Below are 23,198 nucleotides of genomic sequence, written 5' to 3' on the forward strand. Positions count from 1 at the left end.
TGGCTGTTACAAAAGCAACGCCGTAGCGCAACGGCCGGTGCTTAGGTTGGTGCCACCTGGACGCACCAGGGCCCGACCAGCAGCGAAGGACGCCCCCGTGAGCACCGTGAGCCGCAGCAGCCACAGCAGCCGCACGCTCGTCCGCGCCGCGGCCGTGGCCGCGTGCGCCGGAGCCCTGCTGGCCTTCCCGGCGGCCGCCGCGCTCGCCGGGGGCGTGCCGGCCGCTTCCTCCGCGCACGCCGCCGGGTCCGCGGCCCCGCAGCGGACGCTGGTCAAAACCGCTTCCCTCGCGGACGGCTCCTCCACCGCGCACGTCTACCGCGTGGCCAAGGACGCGTACCGGGCCGAGGTCCTGAGCGCCGACGGCTCCAAGGCCGCCACCGTGACCAGCCGCGACGGCGTCACCGGCTTCGGCGGCTCCGGGAAGCTACACCTCGCGCTGCGGGCGGACGGCCGGTTGAGCTCCTGGGTCGGGGGCGACTCCCCCGTCGCGAAGCACGGGGCCGTCGGCTCCGGGCACAAGACCGCGAGCCGGGACGGCGTGGTCGTCGCCGCCTCCGCGCCCCTGGGCGAAGCCGCGTCCGGTCCCACCGCGGCGCTGCGCCTGCACACCGTCGCCGACGGACCCGGTGACGGCGTGCTGCTGCTCGCCGCGGGCGGCGGCATCGCGGCGATGGGCGCCGCGGGGCTCGGTTTCGCGATGCTGCGCCGGGGGCGCACTGACTCCTAGCCGACGGCGTTCCCGCAATGGTTCACCGGGTCAGGGCGCCCCGGCACGGCACGGGCCGACCCGGACGACCCGGACGCGCCGGCCGACCCGGACCCGCCGGACGACCCGGACGCGCCGGCCGCGCCGGACGCGCCGGCCGCGTCAGTCTGCCGGCGGGGGCGGAGGGGTGGGCTTGGTCCAGGGCCAGCGGAGCTTCGGCTTGTGGCCGTCCGGAACGTGGGCGTACTTCCAGCCCTTCTGGAGGCCCAGGCGCTTGGAGTACCCCGCCGGGACCCGCTCGTACAGCAGCACCGTCGGGTCACCGCCGTCCGGGTCCGGGACCGGGATCTCGTACCACTTCGGCGGATGCCCGGTCGGGCCGAGGAGGATCGGGAGGGTCCGGCCGTCCATCGGGCCGCCCTCGAAGGAGGTGGGTTGGCTTCTCACGCCCCCAGTCTCACAGCTCCGGAGGCGCGGCTCCCGCCGAGGAGGCCTCGGCGCCGGGGCCACGACGCCGAGGCGGCCCCGGGGTCACAGGAGGTGGGCCGCCTCGGAGACCACCGGGATCACCCGGCGGGCCAGGACGCCGACCGGGCCGTCCGCGGATTCGAGGGCCAGGGCGGCGCGGGCGGCCGCTGCCGTCTCCGGGTCGGTGGCGGCCGTCGCCGTCAGCAGGGCGATGAACTGGTCCACCAGCCAGTCCCGGAGCGAGGAGACCTCCGGCTGCTTGCCCTCGTCGATCCAGATCAGCGAGGCGGCTTCGACCGCCGTGATCCACGTGCGCACCATCATCCGCAGCCGCGGTCCCGGTGCCGGGACGCCGAGGTGGAAGAGGATCGCCTCGGCCGCGGCCCGGCGGATGCCGTCGACGGTGGCGGTGGTGCGGGAGGTTTCGACCACGCTGCCGCCCTGGAGGAGGGCGGAGAAGCCGGCGTGGTGTTCGTCGACGAAGGCCAGGTACCGGTCCAGGGCCCGGGAGAGCCGCTGGGTCAGCGGACCGGCCTGGGGTTCGGCGAAGCAGAGCTGCAGGACGTCGGCCGCCGAGCGCAGGGCGGCCTCGTAGAGCTGCTGCTTCCCGCCGGGGAAGTAGCGGTAGACGAGGGGGCGCGAGACGCCTGCGGCCTCGGCCACGTCGTCCAGCGAGACGTCCTCCGGCGCCCGGTGCGCGAACAGCGTCAGGGCCGCGTCGAGGAGCTGGGCCCGCCGCTCCTCGACGCTCAGCCTGCGGTACGCCCGTACGGCTCTCATGTCCGCAGGGTAGCCGCACCCGGTGGCCTTCAGGCGAGGAGGCCCGAGCTCTTCCACAGCCGGCGGCCGACCCCGCGCATCACGCCGATGTCGTCGAGGAAGTCGGTGAGCCGCTTCGCTCCGGTCTGCATGACCTCGCGGCGGTGTCCGCTGGCCTTGGCCTGGGCGAGCGCCTCGCGCCGGTCGACGCCGATGTTGTCGTAGACCTGGGGGTTGACGAAGGCGACCGCGAAGACGCGGGCCGCCTGGCCGCAGCTGACGCGGGTGAGTTCCTGCTCCCAGCGCGGGGCGGTGAGCATCTGGCGGCGCAGTTCCTCGCGGGCGTAGCGGACGTGGCGCGCCTCCTCGATGACGTGGATGCGGGTGACTCCGCGGACGAGGGGCTGGACCCGCTCGTCCGGGAAGGTCAGCCGCTGCATCCAGTCGAGGATCTCCTCGCCGAGGAGGGTGCAGGCGAAGGAGCCGGGGGTGGTGGAGACGGTCTTGAGGACGCGGGCGAGGTTGTGGTTGGTGCGGGAGACCGGATACTCGGGGGCTCCGCCCGTCTTGATCATGCGGGCGAACATCATCGAGTGGCGGCACTCGTCGGCGATCTCGGTGAGCGCGTAGCGGACGTGATTGCTGGTCAGGGACTTGTCGTAGATGTGCCGGACCAGCAGCTGCATGAGGATGATCTCGAACCAGATCCCGAGCGAGCCGAGCGCCGCCGCCTCGTGGCGGGAGAGTTCGATGCGCTGCTCCTCGCCCATCTTCTTCCAGAGCGGGGTGTCGTAGAGGGAGAGCAGCTCGGGCGGCCAGTAGTACTTGCCCTCGATGGGCGGGGTGTCCCAGTCGAGCTCCTTGTCCGGGTCGAAGGAGTGCTTGACCGAGGATTCGAGGAGTCGTTCGGCTGTCTGTTCGCGGTCCTTGAGCAGGCCGAGCGCGTCGCGCAGCTCCGCCCTGTCGGTCACGGTCGTCATGGCTTCGGACACCTCACGAGTCGGTTGCCGGCGGTGGTCGCCCGCGGGGGATACCGGGGTTACCGGGGGTTCACCGCTTATGAGACTGCTTGTCAGCAAGACCGTCAATCCCCCGCGCACGACTTGTTGACCGCGCGTCTACCAACGTGTGACGCTGCCAACGGCAGCCGACGGACACCGTCCGGCCGCCAACTGGCTTGTCCTGTACGGAAGTACGCGAGACGAGGGGGCGTCAGTGTCGACGCACGAGCTCTACACCACCGACCCGGGGGCGAGCGTCTGGCCGGTCCCCGCGTCCGGCGACGCCCGCTTCAGCTGGGAGTACGACGGCGGCCGCGAGCGGCTGCTGGCCCTGTACCAGAAGGGCAAGGACAAGCAGTGGGACGGCGCCAAGCGCATCGCCTGGGACATCGAGGTGGACCCGTACGATCCGCTCGGCACCCCGGACGAGGCGCTGACGCTCTACGGCACGCGGCACTGGGCCAAGCTCTCGGAGCGGGACAAGGGCGAACTGCGCCGGCACTACAGCGCGTGGAACTTCAGCCAGTTCCTGCACGGCGAGCAGGGCGCGATGGTGTGCGCCGCGCGCATCGTCGAGTCGGTGCCGGACCTGGACGCGAAGTTCTACTCCGCCACCCAGACCATGGACGAGGCCCGGCACGCCGAGATCTTCGGACGGTTCCTGCACGAGAAGGTCGGGATGCTCTACCCGATCAACGACAGCCTGCAGGGGCTGCTCGGCGACACCCTGCGCGATTCCCGCTGGGACATGCCCTACCTGGGCATGCAGGTGCTGATCGAGGGGCTGGCACTGGCCGCCTTCGGCATGATCAGGGACACGACGGACAAGCCGCTGCCCAAGCAGATCCTGGCCTACGTGATGCAGGACGAGGCGCGGCACGTGGCCTTCGGGCGGATGGCGCTGCGCGACTACTACAAGCAGTTGTCGGACGCCGAACTGCGCGAGCGCGAGGAGTTCGTGATCGAGGGCTGCTACCTGATGCGCGACCGGCTGCGCGGGGTGGAAGTACTGGAGAACTTCGGCATCGCGCGCAAGGAGGCCGAGGAGTTCAGCGAGCAGTCGGAGTTCCTGGCGCTGTTCCGCAAGCTGCTGTTCAGCCGGATCGTGCCGTGCGTGAAGGACATCGGGCTGTGGGGCGAGCGGCTGCAGAAGGCGTACCTGGACATGGGCGTCTTCGAGATGGGCAACTCCAACCTGGACCTGTTGATGAGCCAGGACGAGGAGATCGCCGAGGCCCTCGACCGCGAACGGTTCGCGGCCGAGGAGGCGGACCGCGTGGCGGAGGTGGCGCGGGCCGTCGCCGACGGCTCGGACACGGTCCAACGCCGGCCACGAGACTAGGAGGCGCCCGGGGCGAAGTGGGTGCGGAGGGTGAACGCATAGGGGGTCGGGCCGTGTTCCCGCAGGTGGGTCAGGCGTTCCTCGGCGTCCTTGACCGTGGGGCGCTCGCCCGCCGGGACCCACCACAGGGTCGTCATCGCCTCCTTGACGTGCTCGAACCACTCCCGGCGGCGGGCCATCAGCTCCCGGTGGCGACCGGCGTACATGAAGGCGTCGAGGGCCTCGGCGTCCCGCCAGACCGACATGTTGACGATGATCCACTCGTCGTCGAAGACGACCACGTCGGTCGCGTCGCCCCCTTCCCCCTCGAGCCGCCAGACGAAGCCCTCCGCCGCGTCCGCGACGGCGTTGACGTGGTCGAGGCCGTCGACGAAGTCCTTCAGTTCCGGGGCGTCCAAGGGGTACTTGAGCCGGGATATGTTCACCTGTGCGAGTTCGTAGGTCATTCCCCTACGGCTACCAGGGAACCGCCCCTGTCCGTCAGCCGTTTCAGCGGGTGGACAGCGCCGCCTCCATCACCGCCCGTGCGATGGGCGCGGCCGCGCCGTTGCCACTGATGTCGCCGCGCACGGCCGACGCGTCCTCGACGACCACCGCCACGGCGACCGCGGGCGGCGCCCCGCCCTCCGCTTGGGCCCAGGCGATGAACCAGGCGTACGGGGTGCCCGCGTTGCCGACGCCGTGCTGCGCCGTGCCGGTCTTGCCGCCGACCACGGCGCCGGGGATCGCCGCGTTCTTGCCCGTGCCGCCCTCCACCACCTTCACCATCAGCTCCTGCATGCGCATCGCGGTGAGCGGGGTCATGGCCCGGCCGAGGGTGTGCTGGTCGGCCCGGCGGACCGGATCACCGTCGTCCTGCGTGGTGCGGTCCACCAGGTAGGGGGCCTTGAGCACGCCGCCGTTGGCGACGGCCGCCGCCACCATCGCCATCTGCAGCGGCGTGGCCCTGGTGTTGAACTGCCCGATCGAGGAGAGGGCCAGCTGGTCCGCGCTCATGTCGGTGTCGAAGTTCGAGCGCGAGACCCAGGCCGGCACCCGCAGCCCGCCGTCGTTGAACCCGAACCTGCGCGCCGCCTCCGTCATCCCCCTCAGCCCGACCTGTACGCCGATCTTCGCCATCACCGTGTTGCACGACCACTGCACGGCGTCGGCCATCGAGGCGTCGGCGCAGCCGGTGCCGGCGTTCGGGAGCAGGGTGCTCGTGCCCGGCAGCGGGTAGGGGTCCGGGGTCTGGGTCGGCGCGTCCACGTCGGTGACCACGCCCGCGTCGAGGGCGGCCGCGGCCGTCACGATCTTGAAGGTGGAGCCGGGCGGGTACGTCTCGCGCAGCGCGCGGTTGAGCATCGGCTTGGCGGGGTCCGCGTTGAGCTTCTCCCAGGCGCGCTTGGCCTTCGCCCCCGTGCCGGAGAGCAGCGCCGGGTCGTAGGAGGGGCTGCTGACCAGCGCGAGGATCTTGCCGGTGGCCGGTTCGACCGCCGCGACCGCACCCCGCTTGCCGGCGAGCCCGGTGTACGCGGCCTGCTGCGTCTTCGCCCGGATGGTGGTGGCGGCGTTGCCGCCGCCGGGGCGGCCGCGCGCGAGCTCGTACCAGAGCGGGAAGGCCGAGAGACCGGGGTCGGTGCCGGAGAGGACCGCGTCCTCGGCCCGTTCCAGGAAGCTGGTCCCGTAGGTCTGGGAGGAGAAACCGGTGACGGGCGCGTAGAGCGGTCCGTTCTTGTACGTCCGTTCGTAGCGCAGCAGTTGGCGGCTGTCCCGGGAGCCTGTGACGGGGCGCCCGTCGACCAGGATGTCGCCGCGCGGTTCGGCGTAGCGCTCGATGGCGGGGCGCTTGTTGGCCGGGTTCGCGCCGTAGGCGGCGGCCTCCCAGACCTGGACGCGGGCGACGTTGACCAGCAGGGCGAGCAGCAGCAGGGCGCAGAAGTACGCGCACCAGCGGATGTAACGGATCACGCCGCTGCCTCCTCGGCCGGTCGGGGCCTGCGGGCGCTGTCGCTGAGCCGGATGAGGAGCGCGACGATGATCCAGTTGGTGACGACGGAGGAGCCGCCCTGGGCGAGGAAGGGCATGGCCATGCCGGTCAGCGGAATCAGCCCGGTGACCCCGCCCGCGATGACGAACACCTGGAGCGCGACGATCGAGGCGAGTCCGGTGGCGAGGAGACGGCCGAAGGGATCGCGCAGGGCGAGCCCGGCGCGGAAGCCACGGGCGACGAGGAGGCCGTAGAGGAGCAGGATCGCGGTCAGGCCGACGAGGCCGAGCTCCTCCCCGGCGGTGGCGAGGATGAAGTCCGACTTGGCGGCGAAGCCGATGAGGAAGGACTGGCCGTGGCCGAGCCCGGCGCCGAGGAGTCCGCCGGCCCCGAACGCGAAGAGGGACTGGGCGAGCTGGCCGGGGCCGTCGCCACGCTCGATGGAGGCGAAAGGATTCAGCCAGTCGTCCACGCGGCTGTTCACGTGCGGCTCGAACGTCCCGACGGCGTACGCGCCCACGGCGGCGAGCAGCAGCCCGATGGCGATCCAGCCGATCCGACCGGTGGCGGTGAACAGCATGATGACGAAGAGCCCGAAGAACAGCAGCGAGGTCCCGAGGTCGCGCTCCAGGACGAGCACGCCGACGGAGAGCAGCCAGATGGCGAGGATCGGGCCGAGGACCCGGCCGGGCAGCAGCTTCAGCTTCCAGAAGAGGGTGCGTCCGGTGAGGGCGAGGGCGGTCCGGTTGGCGGCGAGGTAGGCGGCGAAGAACACGGCGAGCAGGATCTTGGCGAACTCCCCCGGCTGGAAGGAGAGTCCGGCGAAGCGGATCCAGATGTGCGCCCCGTTGACGGCCGGGAAGAAGACCGGCACGAGCATCAGGGCGAGCGCGACGGCCACGGAGAGGTACGCGTACTTCTGGAGCACCCGGTGGTCGCGGAGCAGCGCGACCCCGAGGACGAAGAGCGCCACCCCCAGGGCCGACCAGCGCAGTTGCTCCCCGGCCGTGAGGCGGTCGGGCGTGGTGGCGTCGAGCCGCTGGATGAGGACGAGGCCGAGGCCGTTGAGCAGGACGGCGATCGGGAGCAGCAGCGGATCGGCGTAGGGGGCGAACAGCCGGACGGCGAGGTGGGCGGCGAGCGCGGCGGCCGCGAGGCCGGCGGCGTAGTGGGCGGCGGGCCGGGGGATGTGGCCGGTGGTGGTGAGGCCGACGTAGAGGTGGCCGAGGACGGCGATCAGGACGGCGCCGACGAGCAGCGACAGCTCGACTCCGCGGCGCTTGGGGGCGCGGGCATCGGGTGGCGGGGGCGGGGCGGGCTCCGTCACCTTTGCCGTCAGAGCGGTCATACGGGGAAACGTAGCAAGCAGGCGGGCCGTATGTCCGCTTATGTCATAGTGTGCCGAAGAGTCGTCAGAACCGGTCGCAAGCGAAGTTCGGAAGCGAAGTAACGGATCAGCGGATCAGCGGATCAGGAGCCTCCCTCATGGGACCTGCGGAGTTCATCGTCCTGGCCTTTCCCGAAGAGCAGCTGCGAGTGGCGGCGGTCGAGGCGGTGATGGGACTGCGCAAGGCCGGGGTCGTACGGCTGATCGACGGTCTCGTGGCCACCAAGACGGCGGCCGGCCAGGTGCTGTCGGCGGAGTTCGACGAGTTCGTCGAACTCCGGGGCCTGCTCGCCCACCGGGAGGCCACCCCGCTGATCGGCCCGGAGGACGTCACGGAATCGGCCGAACTGCTGGACCGCGGCAGCTGCGCCCTCCTCCTGGTCGTCGAGCACGTATGGGCCGAGGACGCCGCGATCGCCGTCCGTGCGGCGGGCGGCCGGATCGCGGGAGCGGTCCGCCTCCCGGCCGACCGGCTGGGGGTGGCCTGATGTTCATCCGCCCCATCGGCTCCGTCGTGAACCCCTCCCAGCGCCCCTCGGGCCGCCCCCTCCTGCGCGGGATCCTGGCACGCGGCTCCTACGTGTGGGACGCGGCCCGGCCCTCCGCGGAGACCCCGCACGCCCCGGAGAGCGAGCCCGCCCCGCACACCCCGCACGCCCCGGAAGGCACGGGCCCGGCTGCGGTCCGGAACGCGACCCCGGGCGCGGCCTCCGGCCCGGCTCCGGCTCCGCCCATGGCCGGCGCCGACCGCCCGGCCTCGTCCACGGCTGCGGGAGGCCCGGGAGGTCCGGGAGCTCCGGGACCCCTCTCCCCCGGAGCGGAGCTGACGGACCACCTGACCCAGCTGGCCGCCCTGGCCCGCGAAGGCCTGCTGACCCCGGAGGAGTTCTCTGCGGCCAAGGCCCGCCTGCTGGCCGGCTGACCCCGGACGGGGTGCCCGCGCCCGGTTACCGGCGATGAGCCGCACATAGAGCTGAAGAAGGGGCTTGAGGAGGCCACCCGGAAGGGGGGCGAGCGAGGGCGCTCCGAGTGCCCCTCACCCAGCACTTGGCCAAAGCATCACCAAGCGTTTCATCGGGTCCGGCGGGCGAGCGTACGCCGACCGGGTGGGCGGGCGCGGCAGGGCCGCCCCGGGTGGGCGATTTGTCATACCGCGCGTGGCAGCATCGGGGGCCTGGAGGTGACCACATGTCACGTCGACACCGACGTCGGCTGCTTCGCGCCGCCTGCCTCGCCGCAGCCCTCGTCACGGCGGGCGGCCCACTCCCCGTCGCCCACGCCGAGCCCGCCGCACCCGCCGTACCCGGCACACCCGAAACGCACGAAGCACCCGAAGCACCCGAAGCACCCGGCACCCCCGAAGCACCCGCCGAGCCCAACGCGCCCACCCTGCCCGGCACCCCCGCCACCCCCACCGAACCCGTCGGCGTCCTCCTCACCCGCCTCCAACGCCTCTACCAGCAGGCCGAACAAGCCACCGAGGCCTACAACGCCGCCGAGTCCGCCCTCACCGCCCGCCAGAGCGAGGAACGCCGCCTCGGCACCGAGCTCGGCAAGGCCCGTACCGCCGTCTCCGACGCCCGGGCCACCGCCGGCCGGCTGGCGCGCGAGCAGTACAAGGGGGCCCGCGGGTTCTCCCCGTACGCCCGGATGCTGTTCGCCGGAGATCCCCAAGAGGCCCTGGCCCAGCGTCGGATCGCCGAGCGCGAGGGTGCCCGGCGGGCCGCCGCGCTGGACCGGCTGACCCGGGGCGAGCGGCAGGCCGACGTCCTCGCCGCCGCCGCCCGCAAAGCCCTGGACTCCGAACAGAAGCTGGCCGCCGAGACGAAGAAGCGCAAGGACGCGGCCGCCGCGCAGCTCAAGGAGGTCGAGCGGATGATCGCCTCCCTCACCCCCGCCCAGCTCGGCGAGCTCGGGACGCGCGAAGCCGAGGACACCGCCGCCGCGCAGCGGGCCCTGGTCGAGTCGGGGAAGCTCGGCGCGCAGTCCCGTAATCCCACGGCGGCCGGCGGCACGGCCCTCACGTACGCGACCGCCCAGATCGGGAAGCCGTACGTCTGGGGCGCTGAGGGGCCGGGCTCCTTCGACTGCTCCGGGCTGACCTCACAAGCCTGGGCGCACGCGGGCCGCGCGATCCCCCGGACCAGTCAGGAGCAGTGGGCCCGGCTGCCCAAGGTGCCCCTCGACGAGCTCCGCCCCGGCGACCTGGTGGTGTACTTCCCGACCGCCACCCACGTGGCCCTCTACGTCGGCGACGGCAAGGTGATCCAGGCGCCCCGGCCGGGCGCGAAGGTCAAGGTCTCGCCGATCGCCGCCAATCCGCTGCTCGGCGCGGTGCGGCCCGACCCCGACGCGGCGCCGCTGACCGCCTTCACCCCGCCGCCGCTACCCGAGCCCGAGGCCGGGGACGCGTCGGCATCGGCATCGGCCGGGGACGATACGGCCTACTCAGAGGCCGAGGCGCCCGCGACCTCCGCCAGGTAATCGGCGGCGTCGTCGGGGTCGTAGAAGTACTCGTCGAAGTCGGCCGGGTTGTCGAAGCCGTTGGCGAAACGATCCGCCACCGGCTGGAGCTGCCCCGCCGCGCCGATCAGGTTCAGCACGTGCTCCGGCGGGACGCCGAGCATGGCGTTCGTCCACTGGGTGACCGGCTTGCCGCTGGTGTACCAGTACTTGTCGAAGGTCGCCTTCATCCACGCCTCGTCGAACGGGTTGTCCCCGTGCATGAGGATCGACGAGAGGTACGAGGCCGCGCATTTGGCGGCGGAGTTGGCGCCCTGCCCGGTGATCGGGTCGTTGGCGACGACCACGTCCGCGACGCCCAGGACCAGCCCGCCGCCCGGCAGGCGGCCGACGGGGTTGCGGACGACGGGCGCGTAGCGGCCGGCGAGCGTGGCGCCCGCGTCCGTCAGCTCCACCTTCGTGGCCCGCGCGTACTCCCACGGCGTGAACGTCTCCATCAGTTCCAGCGTCAGCGCCAGGTGCTCGGCCGGCTCCCGCACGCCCTTGAAGACGTCCAGCGGACCGCCCGGGACGCCCTCCCAGAACAGGATGTCGGCCCGCCCGGACGTGGTCAGCGTCGGCATGACGAACAGCTCGCCGACGCCCGGCACCAGATTGCAGCGCACGGCCTCCGTCTCCGGGTGCTCGGGGCGCGGCCCGAGCCCGTGCACGTAACTGACCGCGAGCGCGCGCTGCGGAGCGTCGTGCGGGGAACGGGCGGCGTTCCGCTCGAACAGCGAGACCAGCTCGCCCTTGCCCGCCGCGACGAGCACGAGATCGTACGTGCGGGAGAAGAAGTCCAGGTCGGAGACGGAAGCGCCGTGGATGACCAGCTGTCCGCCGCGCTGCGCGAAGGTGTCGAGCCAGCCGGCCATCTTCACACGCTGGTCGACGGACTGGGCGTGGCCCTTCAGCTTGCCCAGCCAGTCGATGGCGCGGCTCGCGTCGGGGGCGGCGACCGAGACGCCCAGGCCCTCGATCTTCGGGGCCTGCTGCTCCCAGAAGTCCAGCCGGAGGTCCCGCTCGTGCTGGAGCGCCGTGTCGAACATGCACTGGGTGGACATGACCCGCCCGGTGCGGATCTCGTCCGCCGTCCGGTTGGACATGAGGGTGACCTCGTACCCCTTCGACTGGAGTCCGAGGGCGAGCTGGAGGCCGGACTGGCCGGCACCGACGACAAGTATCTTGCGCACGTGCACCTTCTCTATTCGGGAGTCGAGTCGAGGGCGTGGCCCACGAGGGTCAGCAGGGATTCCAGCACCGTGACCCGGCGCCGCGCGTCCATGATCACGACGGGCACGCGGGCCGGTATGGTCAGCGCCTCCCGCACGTCGTCCGGTTCGTACGAGCGCGTGCCCTCGAAGTGGTTGACGGCGACGGCGTACGGCAGCCCGCAGCTCTCGAAGTAGTCGAGGGCCGGGAAGCAGTCGCGCAGCCGGCGCGTGTCGGCGAGCACGATCCCGCCGATGGCTCCGCGCACCAGGTCGTCCCACATGAACCAGAAGCGCTCCTGGCCCGGGGTCCCGTACACGTACAGGACGAGGTCGTCGTCGAGGGTGACGCGCCCGAAGTCCATGGCGACGGTGGTGGTGTGCTTGTCGGGGGTGGCGGAGAGGTCGTCCGTCCGGACGCTGGCCTGCGTCATCAGCGCTTCGGTACGCAGCGGAGCGATCTCGGAGACGGAACCGACGAAGGTGGTCTTGCCCACCCCGAACCCGCCCGCCACCAGCACCTTTACGGCTACGGGCGCGCGCGAGCGGTCGTACTGCCAGGGCTGTGCGGGCTCGGCCGCGAGCTCGGCCCCGGTAGGGCGGCCGGTCTCGCAGGAGAGGCCTGTTTCAGAGACGGCTGAGCCCACTGAGCACCCTTTCGAGCAGCGCGCGGTCGGGACGGCCGTTGCCGTGCCCGGTCCCGTAGACGCGGATCCTTCCCTGGTCGGCGAGGTCGCTGACGAGTACGCGCACCACGCCGAGCGGGAGCTTCAGCAGCGCGGCGATCTCGGCGATCGTGCGCATGCGGCGGCAGACCTCGACGATCGCCGGCATCTCGGGCATCCGGTCGGGCTTGCGCGGATCGGACGCCTTGGTCTCCAAGGCGGCGACGAAGGTCTCGACGTGCAGGACCTGCGCGAAACGGGTCCGGCCGCCCGTGAGGGAGTACGGGCGTACGCGGGCGGGACGGCGGTCGGCGCCGCGTATCGGCAGCCGGTCGGAGGCCGGACTCCTCACGGGGTGTTCTCCATCGACTGGCGCAGCTCACTGCGGACTTCGGGGGTCAGGACGTGGCCGGCGCGGCCCACGAACAAGGCCATGTGGTAGGCGACGACGCTCATGTCGCAGTCGGGCATGGCGTGCACTCCGAGGAGCGAGCCGTCACTGATGGACATGACGAAGACGGAGCCGTGCTCCATCGCCACCATCGTCTGCTTGACCGTGCCGCCGTCCATCAGGGCGGCCGCACCCGTGGTGAGCGAGCCGAGGCCGGAGACGATCGTCGCGAGGTCGGCCGACGCGCCGCGCGGGCCCGTGGGGCGGGCGGGTGCGGGTACGGGCGCGGGCCCGGCCGGGGGCGTGTCGGGTGCCACCGGATCGGAGGACAGCAACAGGAGCCCGTCCGAGGAGACGACGGCCACGGAGTCGACCCCGGGCACCTCCTCGACCAGGTCGGTCAGCAGCCACTGAAGGTTGCGGGCCTGGGTGCTCAGTCCGTACGTACTGGGCGCGTTCATGTGCGTGCCTCCTGTGCGGTGTCCCCCCGGTCGGTCTGCCCCTGCTCTTGCCGTCGGTCGTGCCCCGGGTCCTGCGCGAGCTCCGCCTCCACGACGCGCCGTCCGTCCTGGGCACCCCGGTAGAACCCGCCGAGCCGTCGGCGCAGCTCGTCGGCGTCCACGCGGCGCGGCGCGGCGGGTACGTCCTCTCCGCGCCCGGCGGCCACCGTGCGGGGGGTCCGCTTGGGGAGGCCCTTGTCGGTGACGGGCTCCTCGGCGGATTCCTCGGCGGGGGCCTGGACGGTGAACACCTGGTCGGGAGGCACCGGCACCGGATTCTGCGCCTGCGCCTGTGCCTGCGCCTGTGCCTGCGGCGGGACCCGGAACACCTGCTCGGTCGGCGGCAGCCGCCCGGCCCGGGGCTCGAACGCGGCCGGATCGGTCTCCGGGACCACCCGGGCCAGCAGCTCCTCGGCCGGAGCCGGCGCGGTTTCGTGCACCGGCTCGGGCTCGGCCGCGGGCTGGGGTGCGACCACCGGCTCGGATGCGACCACCGGCACGCGGGCGGGCTCCGGCACGGGCACCGGCTCCGGCTCCGGCTCCGGCACGAAGTCGGCCTCCGCCGGAGCAGCCGCGACGTCCGCGACGTCCGCGGTGGCCCGGCTACCGCCGCCCTCCCGCAAGCGCGACGGGAGCGTGTTCTCGTTCGCCTCCGCGACCGCCCCGGGCAGGTGCAGCGCGGGCGCGCCCGGCGTGCCCAGCGTGTGGACCGGCGAAGTCGGCGGGGTGGCGGGCAGCAGCGCCGCCGGTACGACGACCAGGGCCTCCGTGCCTCCGTGCTGCGGGGCCCGCAGCTCCGCCGTCACCGCGTGCCTGGCCGCGAGCCGCCCGGCCACGTACAGCCCGAGGCCCAGGCCGTGTTCCGACTCAGGCTCCTCGTCGTACGCCTCCGGCGCGGCCAGCCGGGCGTTCAGCGCCTCCAGCCGGTCGCCGGTGACCCCGATGCCCTCATCGACGACGGACAGCACCACGTCGCCGGAGTCCAGCAGCCAGCCGGACACCTTCACCTTGGCGTCCGGCGGCGAGAAGGTCGTCGCGTTCTCCAGCAGCTCCGCGAGCACGTGCGAGATGTCGTCGGCGGCGTGCCCCGCGACCTGCGTGTACGAGGGCAGCGCCCCGAGGTCGACGCGCTCGTAGCGCTCGATCTCGCTGACCGCCGCCCGCATGACGTCGACCAGCGGCACCGGCAGGCCTTGTCCGTGACCGTGTTCCTGGCCGGCGAGGACGAGCAGGTTCTCGTTGTGCCGGCGCATCACGGTCGCCAGGTGGTCGAGCTTGAAGAGGGTGGCGAGGCGGTCCGGGTCCGGCTCCTGCGACTCCAGCTCCTCGATGACGGCGAGTTGGCGCTCGACGAGCCCGAGGGTCCGCAGCGACAGCGACACGGACGTGGCCGACATGATGCGGCGGTGCTCCTCCAGCCTCGCCCGCAGCCGCGCGAGTTCGTGTTCCAGGCTCTCGCGCCCCGCCGCCAGCGCTTCGTTGCGGCCGATGAGGCGGCGCCGGTCGGCGTCGAGCCCGGCGATCCGGGTGTGCAGCGAGACCGTCTGGTCCCGTACGGCATTGAGGTTCCGTACGACCTCGGCGAACTCGTCGTTGCGGCCGGTGAACCGGACCGGTTCCACCGAGCCCTCGGGCGTCGCCAGCCGCGCGGCGCCGCGCCGCAGGACCGACAGCGGCCGGGTCAGCGAGCGGGCGACGGCGGTGGCGGCGCCGACGGTGACCAGGAACAGCACGCCGAGGAAGGCGAGCAGGCGCTCCAGCGCGGTCACGTCGTCGTCCCGCAGCGTGGCGAGGGCGGTGGCGCGCTGCGCGGCGAGCGTGGCCTCGACCGAGCGCATCCGGTCCACGCGGGCGGTGAGGGACGATCCGACCGTGCCGGCGTCGAGCTTGCGGTCGGCGGTGGAGAGGGTCGGCCGGTCGGTGAGCCGCTTGAGGTAGTCGTCGGCCGTCTTGACCTCGGGTCCGGTGACGGTCGCGGCGAGGGTCTGGCGCACATCGGGACGCGCGGCCCGCGCGAAGTCGTCGAGGGCGCCCTGCTCCCGTACCCGCGCCCGCTGGGCGGCGGTGGTCAGCTCGTCCACGACGGCGGAGCCCGGGGCCTGTTCCCCGCGGGGGACGCTCAGCGCGGCCAGCAGCAGTCCGCGGGTGGCGGAGGCCTGCTCCACGGCCTGGTCGAGGGGGGCCAGCGGCCGGGCCGTGACGAGGGCGTCCTCGGCGCGCGGCGGGGTCAGTTCGGCGAGCCGGCCACCGGGGGCGAGGAGTTCGGCGATGACCCCGGAGTAGGACTGGTGGGCGGCGAGGGCGCTGACCTTGCCCTCCACGGCCTCGGTGCGCACGGCGCGGATCCGGCCCAGTGCGCGGGCGAGCTCCTCGTCGGCGTCGGCCTGGACCTCGGCGAGCTGACGGTCGGTGCCGGCGGTGCGCTCCCGGACGGTGGACTGGGCGCCGCCGGGGCGGCCCTTGGCCACGTACTCGGTGACGGCGTCGCGCTCGTCGCCGAGGAGGTGGGCGAGGGTGAGCGTCTGCCGGGTCTGATCGGCGAGGTCGACCAGCTGCTGGGAGTCCTTCAGGTCCGCCGAGGCGGAGAGCACGGCGGGCGCCCCGGCGACGAGGACGGCGAGTGCGGCCACGGCGACTCCGACGACCAGCCTGCTGCGCACCCGGACGCGGCGCCCCGCGGGGAGCCCGTCGGCGGCAGGGGCTGGACGGTGGGGTGCGGTGCCGTCGGGCGCGGTGCCGTTCGCGACGGTGCCGTTCTTCCGAGGCCGCTTCTTCTGCACCGGTGCTCGCAATCCTGTACGTGTGCTGCTCGTGCTCGTCTACTCGCGTGGCCGAGGTAACGGCCGGTCAACAAGTAAACGCCTCCCGCCCCCGCCGTCCCGCCGCGTCGTACGACGCGGCGCTTCAGACCTTCGCAGTGCGCCGGGAAGAGAGCCGCACATCATCCACCCGGCCACACGAAGGAGTGAACAGCACGGAGGAGTTGGCGGCCAACTCGGCGAACCGGCGTCAGAGCCAGCCCCTGGACAGGCGGTTGAAAGATCGATGCGGCTTTTGGCAGGATGCCCGCCCACAGACCGGCGGTCACCCCACTGGCCACGGGAATTCCCTCGCGCCCCACGCGCCCCGCTTTGGTCCGTACTTTCCCCGGGCCGCCCCGCCCCTAGGGCGCTCCGCGCGGGCAGAATGTCCGCATGCGCATCGATCTCTCCTCCGCCCCCGGCAACCGGGAACGCCCCAACGAGGACTGGGTGTCGGCCGCCATACCCGCGTCGGGCGGCGGGGTCCTGGTCGCCCTCGACGGGGTCACACCGCCGCCCGGTGACGTCGGCTGCGTGCACGGAGTCCCCTGGTTCGCGTCCCGGCTCGGCGGCCGATTGACCGAACTGTCCGGATCGCGCCGGGACATGCCGCTGCGGAGCGTCCTCGCGGAGGCCATCGGCATCACCGCGGACGACCACCGGGACACCTGTGACCTTTCTCACGCGCGGACGCCACAGGCCACGGTGGTCCTGGTCCGCTGGGACGAGTCCCACGTCGAACACCTGGTGCTCTGCGACTCCGTACTCCTCCTCCAGGCGCCCGGGGGCGAGGTGCGCGCCGTCCTCGACGACCGCCTGGACCGGATCCCGCGCGAGCGGCTGCGCACGGAAGCCTCGGCGGACGAGCTGCGCAACGCGGAGGGCGGCTTCTTCACGGCCGCCGCGGACCCGGCGGTGGCGGCCCGCGCGGTGACCGGGCGCACGCCGCGGGCCGAGGTCCGGGCGCTGGCGGCGCTCACGGACGGGGCGAGCCGGTGGACGGACACCTTCGGCGAGGGCGACTGGGCCGAGTGCCTGGCGGTGCTGCGCAAGGAGGGGGCGCAGTCGCTGATCGAGCGGGTGCGCGCCCTGGAGACGGACCCGGACCGCCCGCACGGGCGCGGCAAGCGGCACGACGACGCGCCGGCGGTGTACGCGGAGCTGTAGACCGGGGCCGACCGGGCGGACCGGGCCGACCCGGCTCCTACGCCCACGCCTACTCGTACTCCTAACTCCTACTCCGCGCTCGCGTTCAACTGGTTGAGCAGCCGGGCCAGTTCCGCGACTTCCCCGCGGTCCCAGTCCGCGAGCTTTCGCATGTACTGCTCGCGCCGGGCGCCGCGGACCCGCAGGAAGCGCACCCGGCCCTCCTCGGTGAGCCCGACCAGGAAGGCCCGGCCGTCGGCCGGGTCCGGCTCCCGGGCCACCAGGCCCAGCACCTCCAGGGCCCGCAGCTGCCGGCTCATCGTGGCCTTGCCGACGCCGAAGTACGCGGCGAGCTCGGTCGCCCGCTGCCGGCCGGCGGCCTCCAGGCGCACGAGGAGCCCGTACGCGGCCGGTTCCAGCTCCGGGTGCAGGGCGCGCGCCATTTCCCCGGACGAGGCGCGGGCGCGCCGGAGGAAGACCGACAGCTCCCGCTCCAGGGCAAGGAACTCCTGGTCTTCGCTCCCGTGCACGTCCCGCTCCTTCGGTGGTGTGGTGGAGCACCAGTATTTCGCAGCGGGTACGCCGGGGGCCCGGGGCCCCGCCGGAGCGGGATCCCGGGCCCTTGCGGCGGGAGCCCCCGCCCCCGGCGCCCTCGGATCATGCGTTCTGCTCCCCGGGGGATCAGGCGACGGCGGTCACCGCCACCGTGTCGGCGGCGAGGGCCAGCTCCAGGACCTGGCGCACGTCCGTCACCGGGTGTACCTCCAGCCCCTCCAGCACCTCGGCCGGAACGTCGTCCAGGTCGGCCTCGTTCCGCTTCGGGATGATGACGGTGGTCAGCCCGGCCCGGTGCGCGGCCAGCAGCTTCTGCTTGACCCCGCCGATGGGCAGGACGCGCCCGGTCAGCGAGACCTCACCGGTCATCGCCACGTCCGTGCGGACCTGTCGTCCGGACAGCAGCGAGGCCAGCGCCGTGGTCATCGTGATGCCCGCGCTCGGGCCGTCCTTGGGCACCGCGCCCGCCGGGAAGTGGATGTGCACGCCCCGGTCCTTCAGGTCCGCGACCGGGAGCTCCAGCTCCGCGCCGTGCGAGCGCAGGAAGCTGAGGGCGATCTGCGCCGACTCCTTCATCACGTCGCCGAGCTGCCCGGTCAGCGTGAGCCCGGCGGCCCCCGTCTCCGGATCGGCCAGCGAGGCCTCGACGAACAGGACGTCGCCGCCCGCCCCGGTCACGGCGAGGCCGGTGGCCACGCCGGGCACGGCGGTGCGCCGCTCGGCCGGGTCCTGCGCGGACTCCGGTACGTGGTGCGGCCGTCCGATGAGTGCCCGCAGGTCGCCGGCGCCGATCCGGTACGGCAACTCCCGCTCTCCCAGCTCGTGCTGGGCGGCCACCTTGCGCAGCAGCCGGGCGATGGAGCGCTCCAGGGTGCGCACGCCCGCCTCGCGTGTGTACTCCCCGGCCAGCTTGCGCAGCGCGTCTTCCTCCAGGACCACTTCATCGGCGCCGAGGCCGGCCCGCTCCAGCTGACGGGGCAGCAGGTGGTCGCGGGCGATGACGACCTTCTCGTCCTCGGTGTAGCCGTCGAGGCGCACCAGTTCCATGCGGTCGGCGAGCGCCTCGGGGATGGCTTCCAGCACGTTGGCCGTCGCGAGGAACACCACGTCGCTCAGGTCCAGTTCCACCTCCAGGTAGTGGTCCCGGAAGGTGTGGTTCTGGGCGGGGTCGAGCACCTCCAGCAGCGCCGCCGCCGGGTCGCCGCGGAAATCGGATCCGACCTTGTCGATCTCGTCGAGCAGCACGACCGGATTCATGGACCCGGCCTCCTTGATGGCCCGTACGATCCGGCCGGGCAGAGCGCCCACGTACGTACGCCGGTGTCCGCGGACCTCGGCCTCGTCCCGCACGCCGCCGAGGGCCACGCGGACGAACTTGCGGCCCATGGCGTGGGCCACGCTCTCGCCCAGCGAGGTCTTGCCGACTCCCGGCGGTCCGACGAGGGCCAGCACGGCCCCGCCGCGGCGGCCGCCGACGACGCCCATGCCGCGCTCGGAGCGCCGCTTGCGCACGGCGAGGTACTCGGTGATCCGGTCCTTCACGTCGCTCAGCCCGGCGTGCTCCGCGTCCAGGACCGCACGGGCTCCGCGGATGTCGTACTCGTCCTCGGTCCGCTCGTTCCAAGGCAGTTCGAGCACGGTGTCCAGCCAGGTCCGGATCCAGGACCCCTCGGGCGACTGGTCGCTGGAGCGCTCCAGCTTCTCGACCTCCTTGAGCGCGGCCTCCCGGACCTTCTCGGGAAGGTCGGCGGCCTCGACCCGGCTGCGGTAGTCGTCGGACTCCTGGCCCTCCTTCTCCCCGCTGAGCTCGCGCAGTTCCTTGCGCACGGCCTCCAGCTGCCGCTTGAGCAGGAACTCGCGCTGCTGCTTCTCGACTCCGTCCTGCACGTCCTTGGCGATGGACTCGGCGACGTCCTGCTCGGCGAGGTGGTCGCCGAGGGCCTTGACCGCGAGCCGGAGCCGGGCGACGGGGTCGGCGGTTTCCAGCAGCTCCACCTTCTGGGAGACGCTCAGGAACGGGGAGTAGCCGGAGTTGTCCGCGAGGGCGCCGACGCCCTCGATCTGCTGCACCCGGTCCACGACCTGCCAGGCCCCGCGCTTCTTGAGCCAGCTGGTGGCGAGCGCCTTGTACTCCGTGACGAGCTCGGTGACGGCCCCGGGCAGCGGGTCCGGGACGCTCTCGTCCACGGTCTCGCCCTCGACCCAGAGCGCCGCCCCGGGCCCGCTGGTCCCGGCCCCGATGCGGACGCGCCCGCGTCCCCGGATCAGCGCCCCGGGGTCCCCGTCGGACAGTCGCCCCACCTGCTCGACGGTCCCCAGCACCCCGGTGCCCGTGTACGTACCGTCGACGCGCGGCACGAGCAGCACCTGCGGCTTCCCGGTCCCCGCGGCGGCCTGAGCGGCCTCGACGGCCCCTCGCACTTCCGCGTCGGACAGGTCCAGCGGTACCACCATTCCAGGCAGCACGACCTCGTCATCGAGCGGCAGCACGGGCAGGGTGAGCGTTACGGACGTCGAAGCCATGATCTTCCCTCCGGCAGTGAAGTTGAGCTATGCCGACTCAATGCACGTGCGCCTCCCAATGTTCCCCAACGCCCGTTCGCCCGGGGCGAACAGGGACTGACGGCGACTCACGATCCAGGCGAGCGCTGGCCGGAAGAGGAGGAAATCCCAGGTCGGCAGGTCCGCGCTCGGCCCGATCGGTCCGGAGCCGCGCGGCGGAGATCCGGATGTCGCCGGAGGTGGTCTTCGCCGAGAGGCGCGCGGCGGAGGAGGGATCCGGCGCGGGGAGGGGGATCTCGCGCTTGCGGGAGGCGGTGGACGCCTCGATCCCGTACGGGGCCGAGTGGGCACATTGAGCCGGGCGTCCCCCAGGTGGTCTCCACCTCGACCGAGGCCGGGGCCTTCGTGACGGCGAGACGGAGCTCGCCGGAGCCGGAGCGGGCCTGGGCGGTGACCCGGTAGCGGGCGGTGCGGTGGGCGGTGGCACCCGGTCCGGGGCCGGGGGTGACCGCGATGGAGCGGCTCCGGGCGTACGACACCTCGACCCGAGTGACGGCTTCGGTGACGGCGCTCGCTGCCTTCTCCCGGCCGCCGCCGGTGCCGACGGCGCGCCCAGCGAGCACCCGGACAGCAGCAGGCGGCGGCGAGGGCCGCGACGCGGCGGCCGCGGCCGTACGGGCGGCAGCAGTGGCGGCGGCCGTGGCGGCGCGCGGAGTCCTCTTCGCCGTCACGCGTTCGATCGTCCGTCCGGTCCCGCGCGGCGCCCGGCAGGGGGCGCGTGCCCGACTCCTGGTGGGGGGGTAGTGGTGTGACCGGAAGGGTTCACCGGGTCGCGACGCCCGGTACGGCACCTCGCGGCGTTGTCGGACCACGCAACTACGTCCAGGACGAGCCGCGCTCCTCCGCCTTGCGATGCACCTCACGGGACGCCGGGACCCGCCAAACCTTCCCCCCGTCACAGCACTGGCCCCCCCGGAACCGGTCGGCTCGCCGCTACGCGCCCGTCACCACGGGCCGGTCGGGCGACGGCACGCCCCACTCGCTCCAGGAGCCGTCGTACACCGCGAGCCGGTCGTAGCCGGCCAGGTCCGCGCCCAGTGCGAGTACGCAGGCGGTGACCCCGGAGCCGCAGCTGAAGTACAGCCGTTCCCGGTCCCCCGCCACCGCCTCGAAGGCCGCGCGGAGTTCGGCGGCGGGCCGCATCAGGCCGGCGGAGTCCTGGAGGTCCCCGAAGGGAAGGCTGACCGCGCCCGGCATGTGACCGCCGCGCAGGCCGGGGCGGGGTTCGGGGGCGGTGCCGGCGAAGCGCTCGCGGGTGCGGGCGTCGAGCACGGCGGCGGCCGGATCGGCCAGGGCCGCCGCGACGGCGGCGGCGTCCACCAGCAGCCCGGAGCGGGGACGGGCCGTGAAGGAGCCGCGCGGGCCCTCGTACGCCGCCGCGCGCTCCTCGACCGGCAGGCCGGCGGCGAGCCACGCGGGGAGCCCGCCGTCGAGGACGGCGACCCGGTCGAAGCCCATGGCGCGCAGCATCCACCAGGCGCGGGCACTGGAGTAGACGCCGGCGCCGTCGTACGCGACGACCGTGCTGGTGTCGTCGACGCCGAGGTCGCGCATCGCCCCGGCGAACGCCGCGGAGCCGGGCATGGTGTGCGGGGCGGCGGCGTCGTGGTCGGACAGGGCGCCGTCGAGGTCGAAAGGGCGGGCGCCCGGGATCCGCCGGGCCGCGTCGCGGTGGCCGCCGAGGGAAGCGTCGAAGACGACCAGCCCGGGCGCACCGATGCGCGCCGCGAGCCAGTCGGCCCCGACCAGCGGACCGGGCAGCGCGAGCGGGTCCGCGAGCGGGTGCGGTGCCGCGAGCGGGTCCGCGAGCGGGTGCGGGGCCGAGGGCGAGGGCGAGGTCAGGGACGCGGCCAGGGCCGGACCCAGGTCCTTGCTCAAGCCCGTGGCCCGATCCGTGACCGGTGCCGGGGCCGGTGCCGGTGCCGGTGCCGGTGCCGGGGCCGGGCCCGTGGTCAGGCCTGTGGCCCGATCCGGGACCGGTGCCGGTGCCCGGGCCGGTGCCGGGGCCGGGCCGGTGGTCAGGCCTGTGGCCGGATCCGGGACCGGGTCCGCGGCCAAGCTCGGGGCCAGGCCGGTGGTCAAGCCCGTGGCCGGATCCGGGACCGTAACCGGTGCCGGGCCCGTGGTTATGGCCGGGCGCGTGGCCATGGCCGTGGCCGCGTCCCTGGGCGGGGCCGAGGCCGTGGCCGGGCCCCTGGTCGGACCCGGGCCCGGGCCCGGGCCCGTGGTCGAGGCCGGGCCCGGCCCCGGGTCCGTGGTCAGGCCTGCGGCCGGATCCGAGGCCAAGCCCGGGGCCAGGCCGGTGGTCGAACCCGTGGCCGGATCCGTGACCGGTGCCGGGCCCGCGGCTATGGCCGGGCCCGTGGCCAGGGCCGCGTCCGTGGCCGGAGCCAGGTCCATGGCCGGGCCCGGGCCCGGGGCCGGGGCCGAGCCCGGGGCCCCGGCCGGGGTCCCCGCCTCCGTCGCGTTCGTGTCCGCGTGGGTACGGGCTGCGGTCATGTGGCACCTCCGGCAGGAGTCGACGACGGGCCCCCCGCTCGGCGGCCCCCTCCGCCTCATCCTCCTACGGGCAGCCGCCCGGACGGGCGAAGAGGGCCACGCGGGCTCCGTGGACCTCCGTCACCGAGCACAGGTCGAAGGAGGAGACCAGCGTCTGCCGTTTCACCGCCTCCGCCGGGTCGCCGTCCAGGGGCTGGCCCGCCGGGTCCAGCAGGGCCACCACCCGGTCGGTGTCCGGGTCCAGCAGGGCCTCCCGGATTCCCTCCGGCGTCCGCTCCACCCCCTGGAGGCTCCGCGAAGCAGCCGGGGTGCGGGACAGGGCGAGGTCGCGCAGAGAGCCGTAGAGCTCCGGCGAGGAGAGCAGCCATTCGCGGCGCCGCGAGGGGAGGAAGAGCACGGCGTCGCCCGGCCGCGCGAGTGCGCGGACGGTCGCCGCGACCGCGAGGGCGTCGTCCTTGCGGCTCTCCTGGGTACGCAGCCACGTGGACCAGAACCCCAGCGGGACGAGGAGCGCGCCGACCAGCAGCCACGGCCACCAGCCGCCCCGCACCCGGCCAAGGACCGCCCTGGGGGCCCGAACCGTCCCCTCGTCCCGGACCGCCCGGCCCCGGACCGTCCCCCCGCCCCGAGCCGCCCCGCCCCGGACCGCCCTGCCCGGGACCCTCGCGAGCCGAACCGGGGAGGGCCCGGCCGCCCCGCCCCGGACCGTCCCGCCCGGGACCCTCGCGAGC

Annotated in this window: 21 protein-coding genes and 1 pseudogene; 7 read left to right on the plus strand and 15 right to left on the minus strand. The window is 73.6% G+C overall.

From position 1 onward, the window contains the following. Positions 1-97 precede the first annotated feature (97 nt). Positions 98-730, plus strand: a complete 633-nt coding sequence (locus tag J7E97_RS18115) for a hypothetical protein (RefSeq protein WP_215028313.1) — start codon at positions 98-100, stop codon at positions 728-730. 141 nt (positions 731-871) lie between these two features. On the opposite strand, the gene J7E97_RS18120 is transcribed toward J7E97_RS18115, so the two are convergent. From J7E97_RS18120 to J7E97_RS18130, 3 genes are all read right to left on the minus strand, one after another. After that, complete coding sequence (locus J7E97_RS18120) at positions 872-1,156, minus strand: hypothetical protein (protein WP_215028314.1); 285 nt, start codon at positions 1,154-1,156, stop codon at positions 872-874. An 84-nt stretch (positions 1,157-1,240) separates the two neighbouring features. Continuing rightward, on the minus strand, positions 1,241-1,957 hold the full coding sequence (locus J7E97_RS18125) for a TetR/AcrR family transcriptional regulator (RefSeq protein WP_215028316.1): 717 nt from the start codon (positions 1,955-1,957) through the stop codon (positions 1,241-1,243). A 29-nt stretch (positions 1,958-1,986) separates the two neighbouring features. Continuing rightward, positions 1,987-2,916: a diiron oxygenase gene (locus tag J7E97_RS18130; RefSeq protein ID WP_215028318.1), complete on the minus strand. Its 930-nt coding sequence runs from the start codon at positions 2,914-2,916 to the stop codon at positions 1,987-1,989. Positions 2,917-3,151: 235 nt separating this feature from the next. Between J7E97_RS18130 and J7E97_RS18135 the strand changes: the two genes are divergently transcribed. After that, entirely contained in the window at positions 3,152-4,279 is a 1,128-nt protein-coding gene (locus J7E97_RS18135) for a ferritin-like domain-containing protein (RefSeq protein ID WP_215028320.1), read from the plus strand. On the opposite strand, the gene J7E97_RS18140 is transcribed toward J7E97_RS18135, so the two are convergent. Genes J7E97_RS18140 through J7E97_RS18150 form a run of 3 tightly spaced genes read right to left on the minus strand, consistent with a single transcriptional unit; the run spans position 4,276 to position 7,596 of the window. Next, positions 4,276-4,725 carry a DUF3291 domain-containing protein gene (locus J7E97_RS18140; protein WP_215028321.1) on the minus strand — a complete coding sequence of 150 codons (450 nt, stop codon included), beginning with the start codon at positions 4,723-4,725 and terminating at the stop codon, positions 4,276-4,278. The two genes, J7E97_RS18135 and J7E97_RS18140, sit on opposite strands and share 4 nt — an antisense overlap. A gap of 43 nt (positions 4,726-4,768) precedes the next feature. After that, positions 4,769-6,229 (minus strand): penicillin-binding transpeptidase domain-containing protein, encoded by a 1,461-nt coding sequence (locus J7E97_RS18145; RefSeq protein WP_215028322.1) that lies wholly within the window; start codon positions 6,227-6,229, stop codon positions 4,769-4,771. Then, positions 6,226-7,596, minus strand: a complete 1,371-nt coding sequence (locus J7E97_RS18150; protein WP_215028324.1) for an FtsW/RodA/SpoVE family cell cycle protein — start codon at positions 7,594-7,596, stop codon at positions 6,226-6,228. The genes J7E97_RS18145 and J7E97_RS18150 overlap by 4 nt, the downstream gene beginning before the upstream one ends. Positions 7,597-7,733: 137 nt before the next feature. Between J7E97_RS18150 and J7E97_RS18155 the strand changes: the two genes are divergently transcribed. The 3 genes from J7E97_RS18155 to J7E97_RS18165 all read left to right on the plus strand — a co-directional run bounded on the left by J7E97_RS18155 (position 7,734) and on the right by J7E97_RS18165 (position 10,119). Next, the gene (locus J7E97_RS18155) at positions 7,734-8,123 is read left to right on the plus strand and encodes a DUF6325 family protein (protein WP_215028326.1); all 390 of its coding nucleotides are present in this window, start codon (positions 7,734-7,736) and stop codon (positions 8,121-8,123) included. Next, entirely contained in the window at positions 8,123-8,557 is a 435-nt protein-coding gene (locus tag J7E97_RS18160; protein WP_215028328.1) for an SHOCT domain-containing protein, read from the plus strand. Before J7E97_RS18155 ends, J7E97_RS18160 begins: the two co-directional genes overlap by 1 nt. Before the next feature lie 266 nt (positions 8,558-8,823). Beyond that, entirely contained in the window at positions 8,824-10,119 is a 1,296-nt protein-coding gene (locus J7E97_RS18165) for a C40 family peptidase (RefSeq protein ID WP_215028329.1), read from the plus strand. Here J7E97_RS18165 and J7E97_RS18170 read toward each other — a convergent pair. From J7E97_RS18170 to J7E97_RS18190, 5 genes are read right to left on the minus strand one after another with little or no spacing between them, the layout of a single operon-like run. After that, a complete protein-coding gene (locus J7E97_RS18170; protein WP_215028330.1) occupies positions 10,080-11,330 on the minus strand; it encodes a styrene monooxygenase/indole monooxygenase family protein in 1,251 nt (416 codons plus the stop codon). The genes J7E97_RS18165 and J7E97_RS18170 overlap by 40 nt on opposite strands. Before the next feature lie 11 nt (positions 11,331-11,341). Continuing rightward, positions 11,342-11,995, minus strand: coding sequence for an ATP/GTP-binding protein (locus tag J7E97_RS18175; protein WP_308346571.1), 654 nt, complete (start codon positions 11,993-11,995; stop codon positions 11,342-11,344). After that, positions 11,976-12,365 carry a DUF742 domain-containing protein gene (locus J7E97_RS18180; RefSeq protein WP_215028331.1) on the minus strand — a complete coding sequence of 130 codons (390 nt, stop codon included), beginning with the start codon at positions 12,363-12,365 and terminating at the stop codon, positions 11,976-11,978. The genes J7E97_RS18175 and J7E97_RS18180 overlap by 20 nt, the downstream gene beginning before the upstream one ends. Next, the gene (locus tag J7E97_RS18185; RefSeq protein WP_215028332.1) at positions 12,362-12,865 is read right to left on the minus strand and encodes a roadblock/LC7 domain-containing protein; all 504 of its coding nucleotides are present in this window, start codon (positions 12,863-12,865) and stop codon (positions 12,362-12,364) included. The genes J7E97_RS18180 and J7E97_RS18185 overlap by 4 nt, the downstream gene beginning before the upstream one ends. Next, positions 12,862-15,684 carry a nitrate- and nitrite sensing domain-containing protein gene (locus J7E97_RS18190; RefSeq protein WP_215028334.1) on the minus strand — a complete coding sequence of 941 codons (2,823 nt, stop codon included), beginning with the start codon at positions 15,682-15,684 and terminating at the stop codon, positions 12,862-12,864. The genes J7E97_RS18185 and J7E97_RS18190 overlap by 4 nt, the downstream gene beginning before the upstream one ends. Positions 15,685-16,098: 414 nt before the next feature. Between J7E97_RS18190 and J7E97_RS18195 the strand changes: the two genes are divergently transcribed. Continuing rightward, positions 16,099-16,872, plus strand: a complete 774-nt coding sequence (locus J7E97_RS18195; RefSeq protein WP_215028335.1) for a protein phosphatase 2C domain-containing protein — start codon at positions 16,099-16,101, stop codon at positions 16,870-16,872. 68 nt (positions 16,873-16,940) lie between these two features. Here the strand turns inward: J7E97_RS18195 and J7E97_RS18200 are convergent, their stop codons facing one another. Next, complete coding sequence (locus tag J7E97_RS18200) at positions 16,941-17,381, minus strand: MarR family winged helix-turn-helix transcriptional regulator (protein ID WP_215028336.1); 441 nt, start codon at positions 17,379-17,381, stop codon at positions 16,941-16,943. Positions 17,382-17,532: 151 nt separating this feature from the next. Continuing rightward, positions 17,533-19,929 carry an endopeptidase La gene (gene lon / locus J7E97_RS18205; protein WP_215028337.1) on the minus strand — a complete coding sequence of 799 codons (2,397 nt, stop codon included), beginning with the start codon at positions 19,927-19,929 and terminating at the stop codon, positions 17,533-17,535. Between the two features lie 492 nt (positions 19,930-20,421). On the opposite strand from lon, the gene J7E97_RS18210 reads away from it, so the two are divergent. Beyond that, complete coding sequence (locus J7E97_RS18210; protein WP_215028338.1) at positions 20,422-20,712, plus strand: hypothetical protein; 291 nt, start codon at positions 20,422-20,424, stop codon at positions 20,710-20,712. 189 nt (positions 20,713-20,901) lie between these two features. Here the strand turns inward: J7E97_RS18210 and J7E97_RS18215 are convergent, their stop codons facing one another. Together J7E97_RS18215 and J7E97_RS18220 are read right to left on the minus strand one after the other, a co-directional pair. Next, positions 20,902-21,729, minus strand: coding sequence for a sulfurtransferase (locus tag J7E97_RS18215; protein WP_215028343.1), 828 nt, complete (start codon positions 21,727-21,729; stop codon positions 20,902-20,904). A gap of 802 nt (positions 21,730-22,531) precedes the next feature. Further along, a pseudogene (locus tag J7E97_RS18220) lies at positions 22,532-23,198 on the minus strand (hypothetical protein); the annotation flags it as partial.

It is taken from the genome of Streptomyces sp. ISL-66, from assembly GCF_018614135.1.
GTDB lineage: Bacteria > Actinomycetota > Actinomycetes > Streptomycetales > Streptomycetaceae > Streptomyces.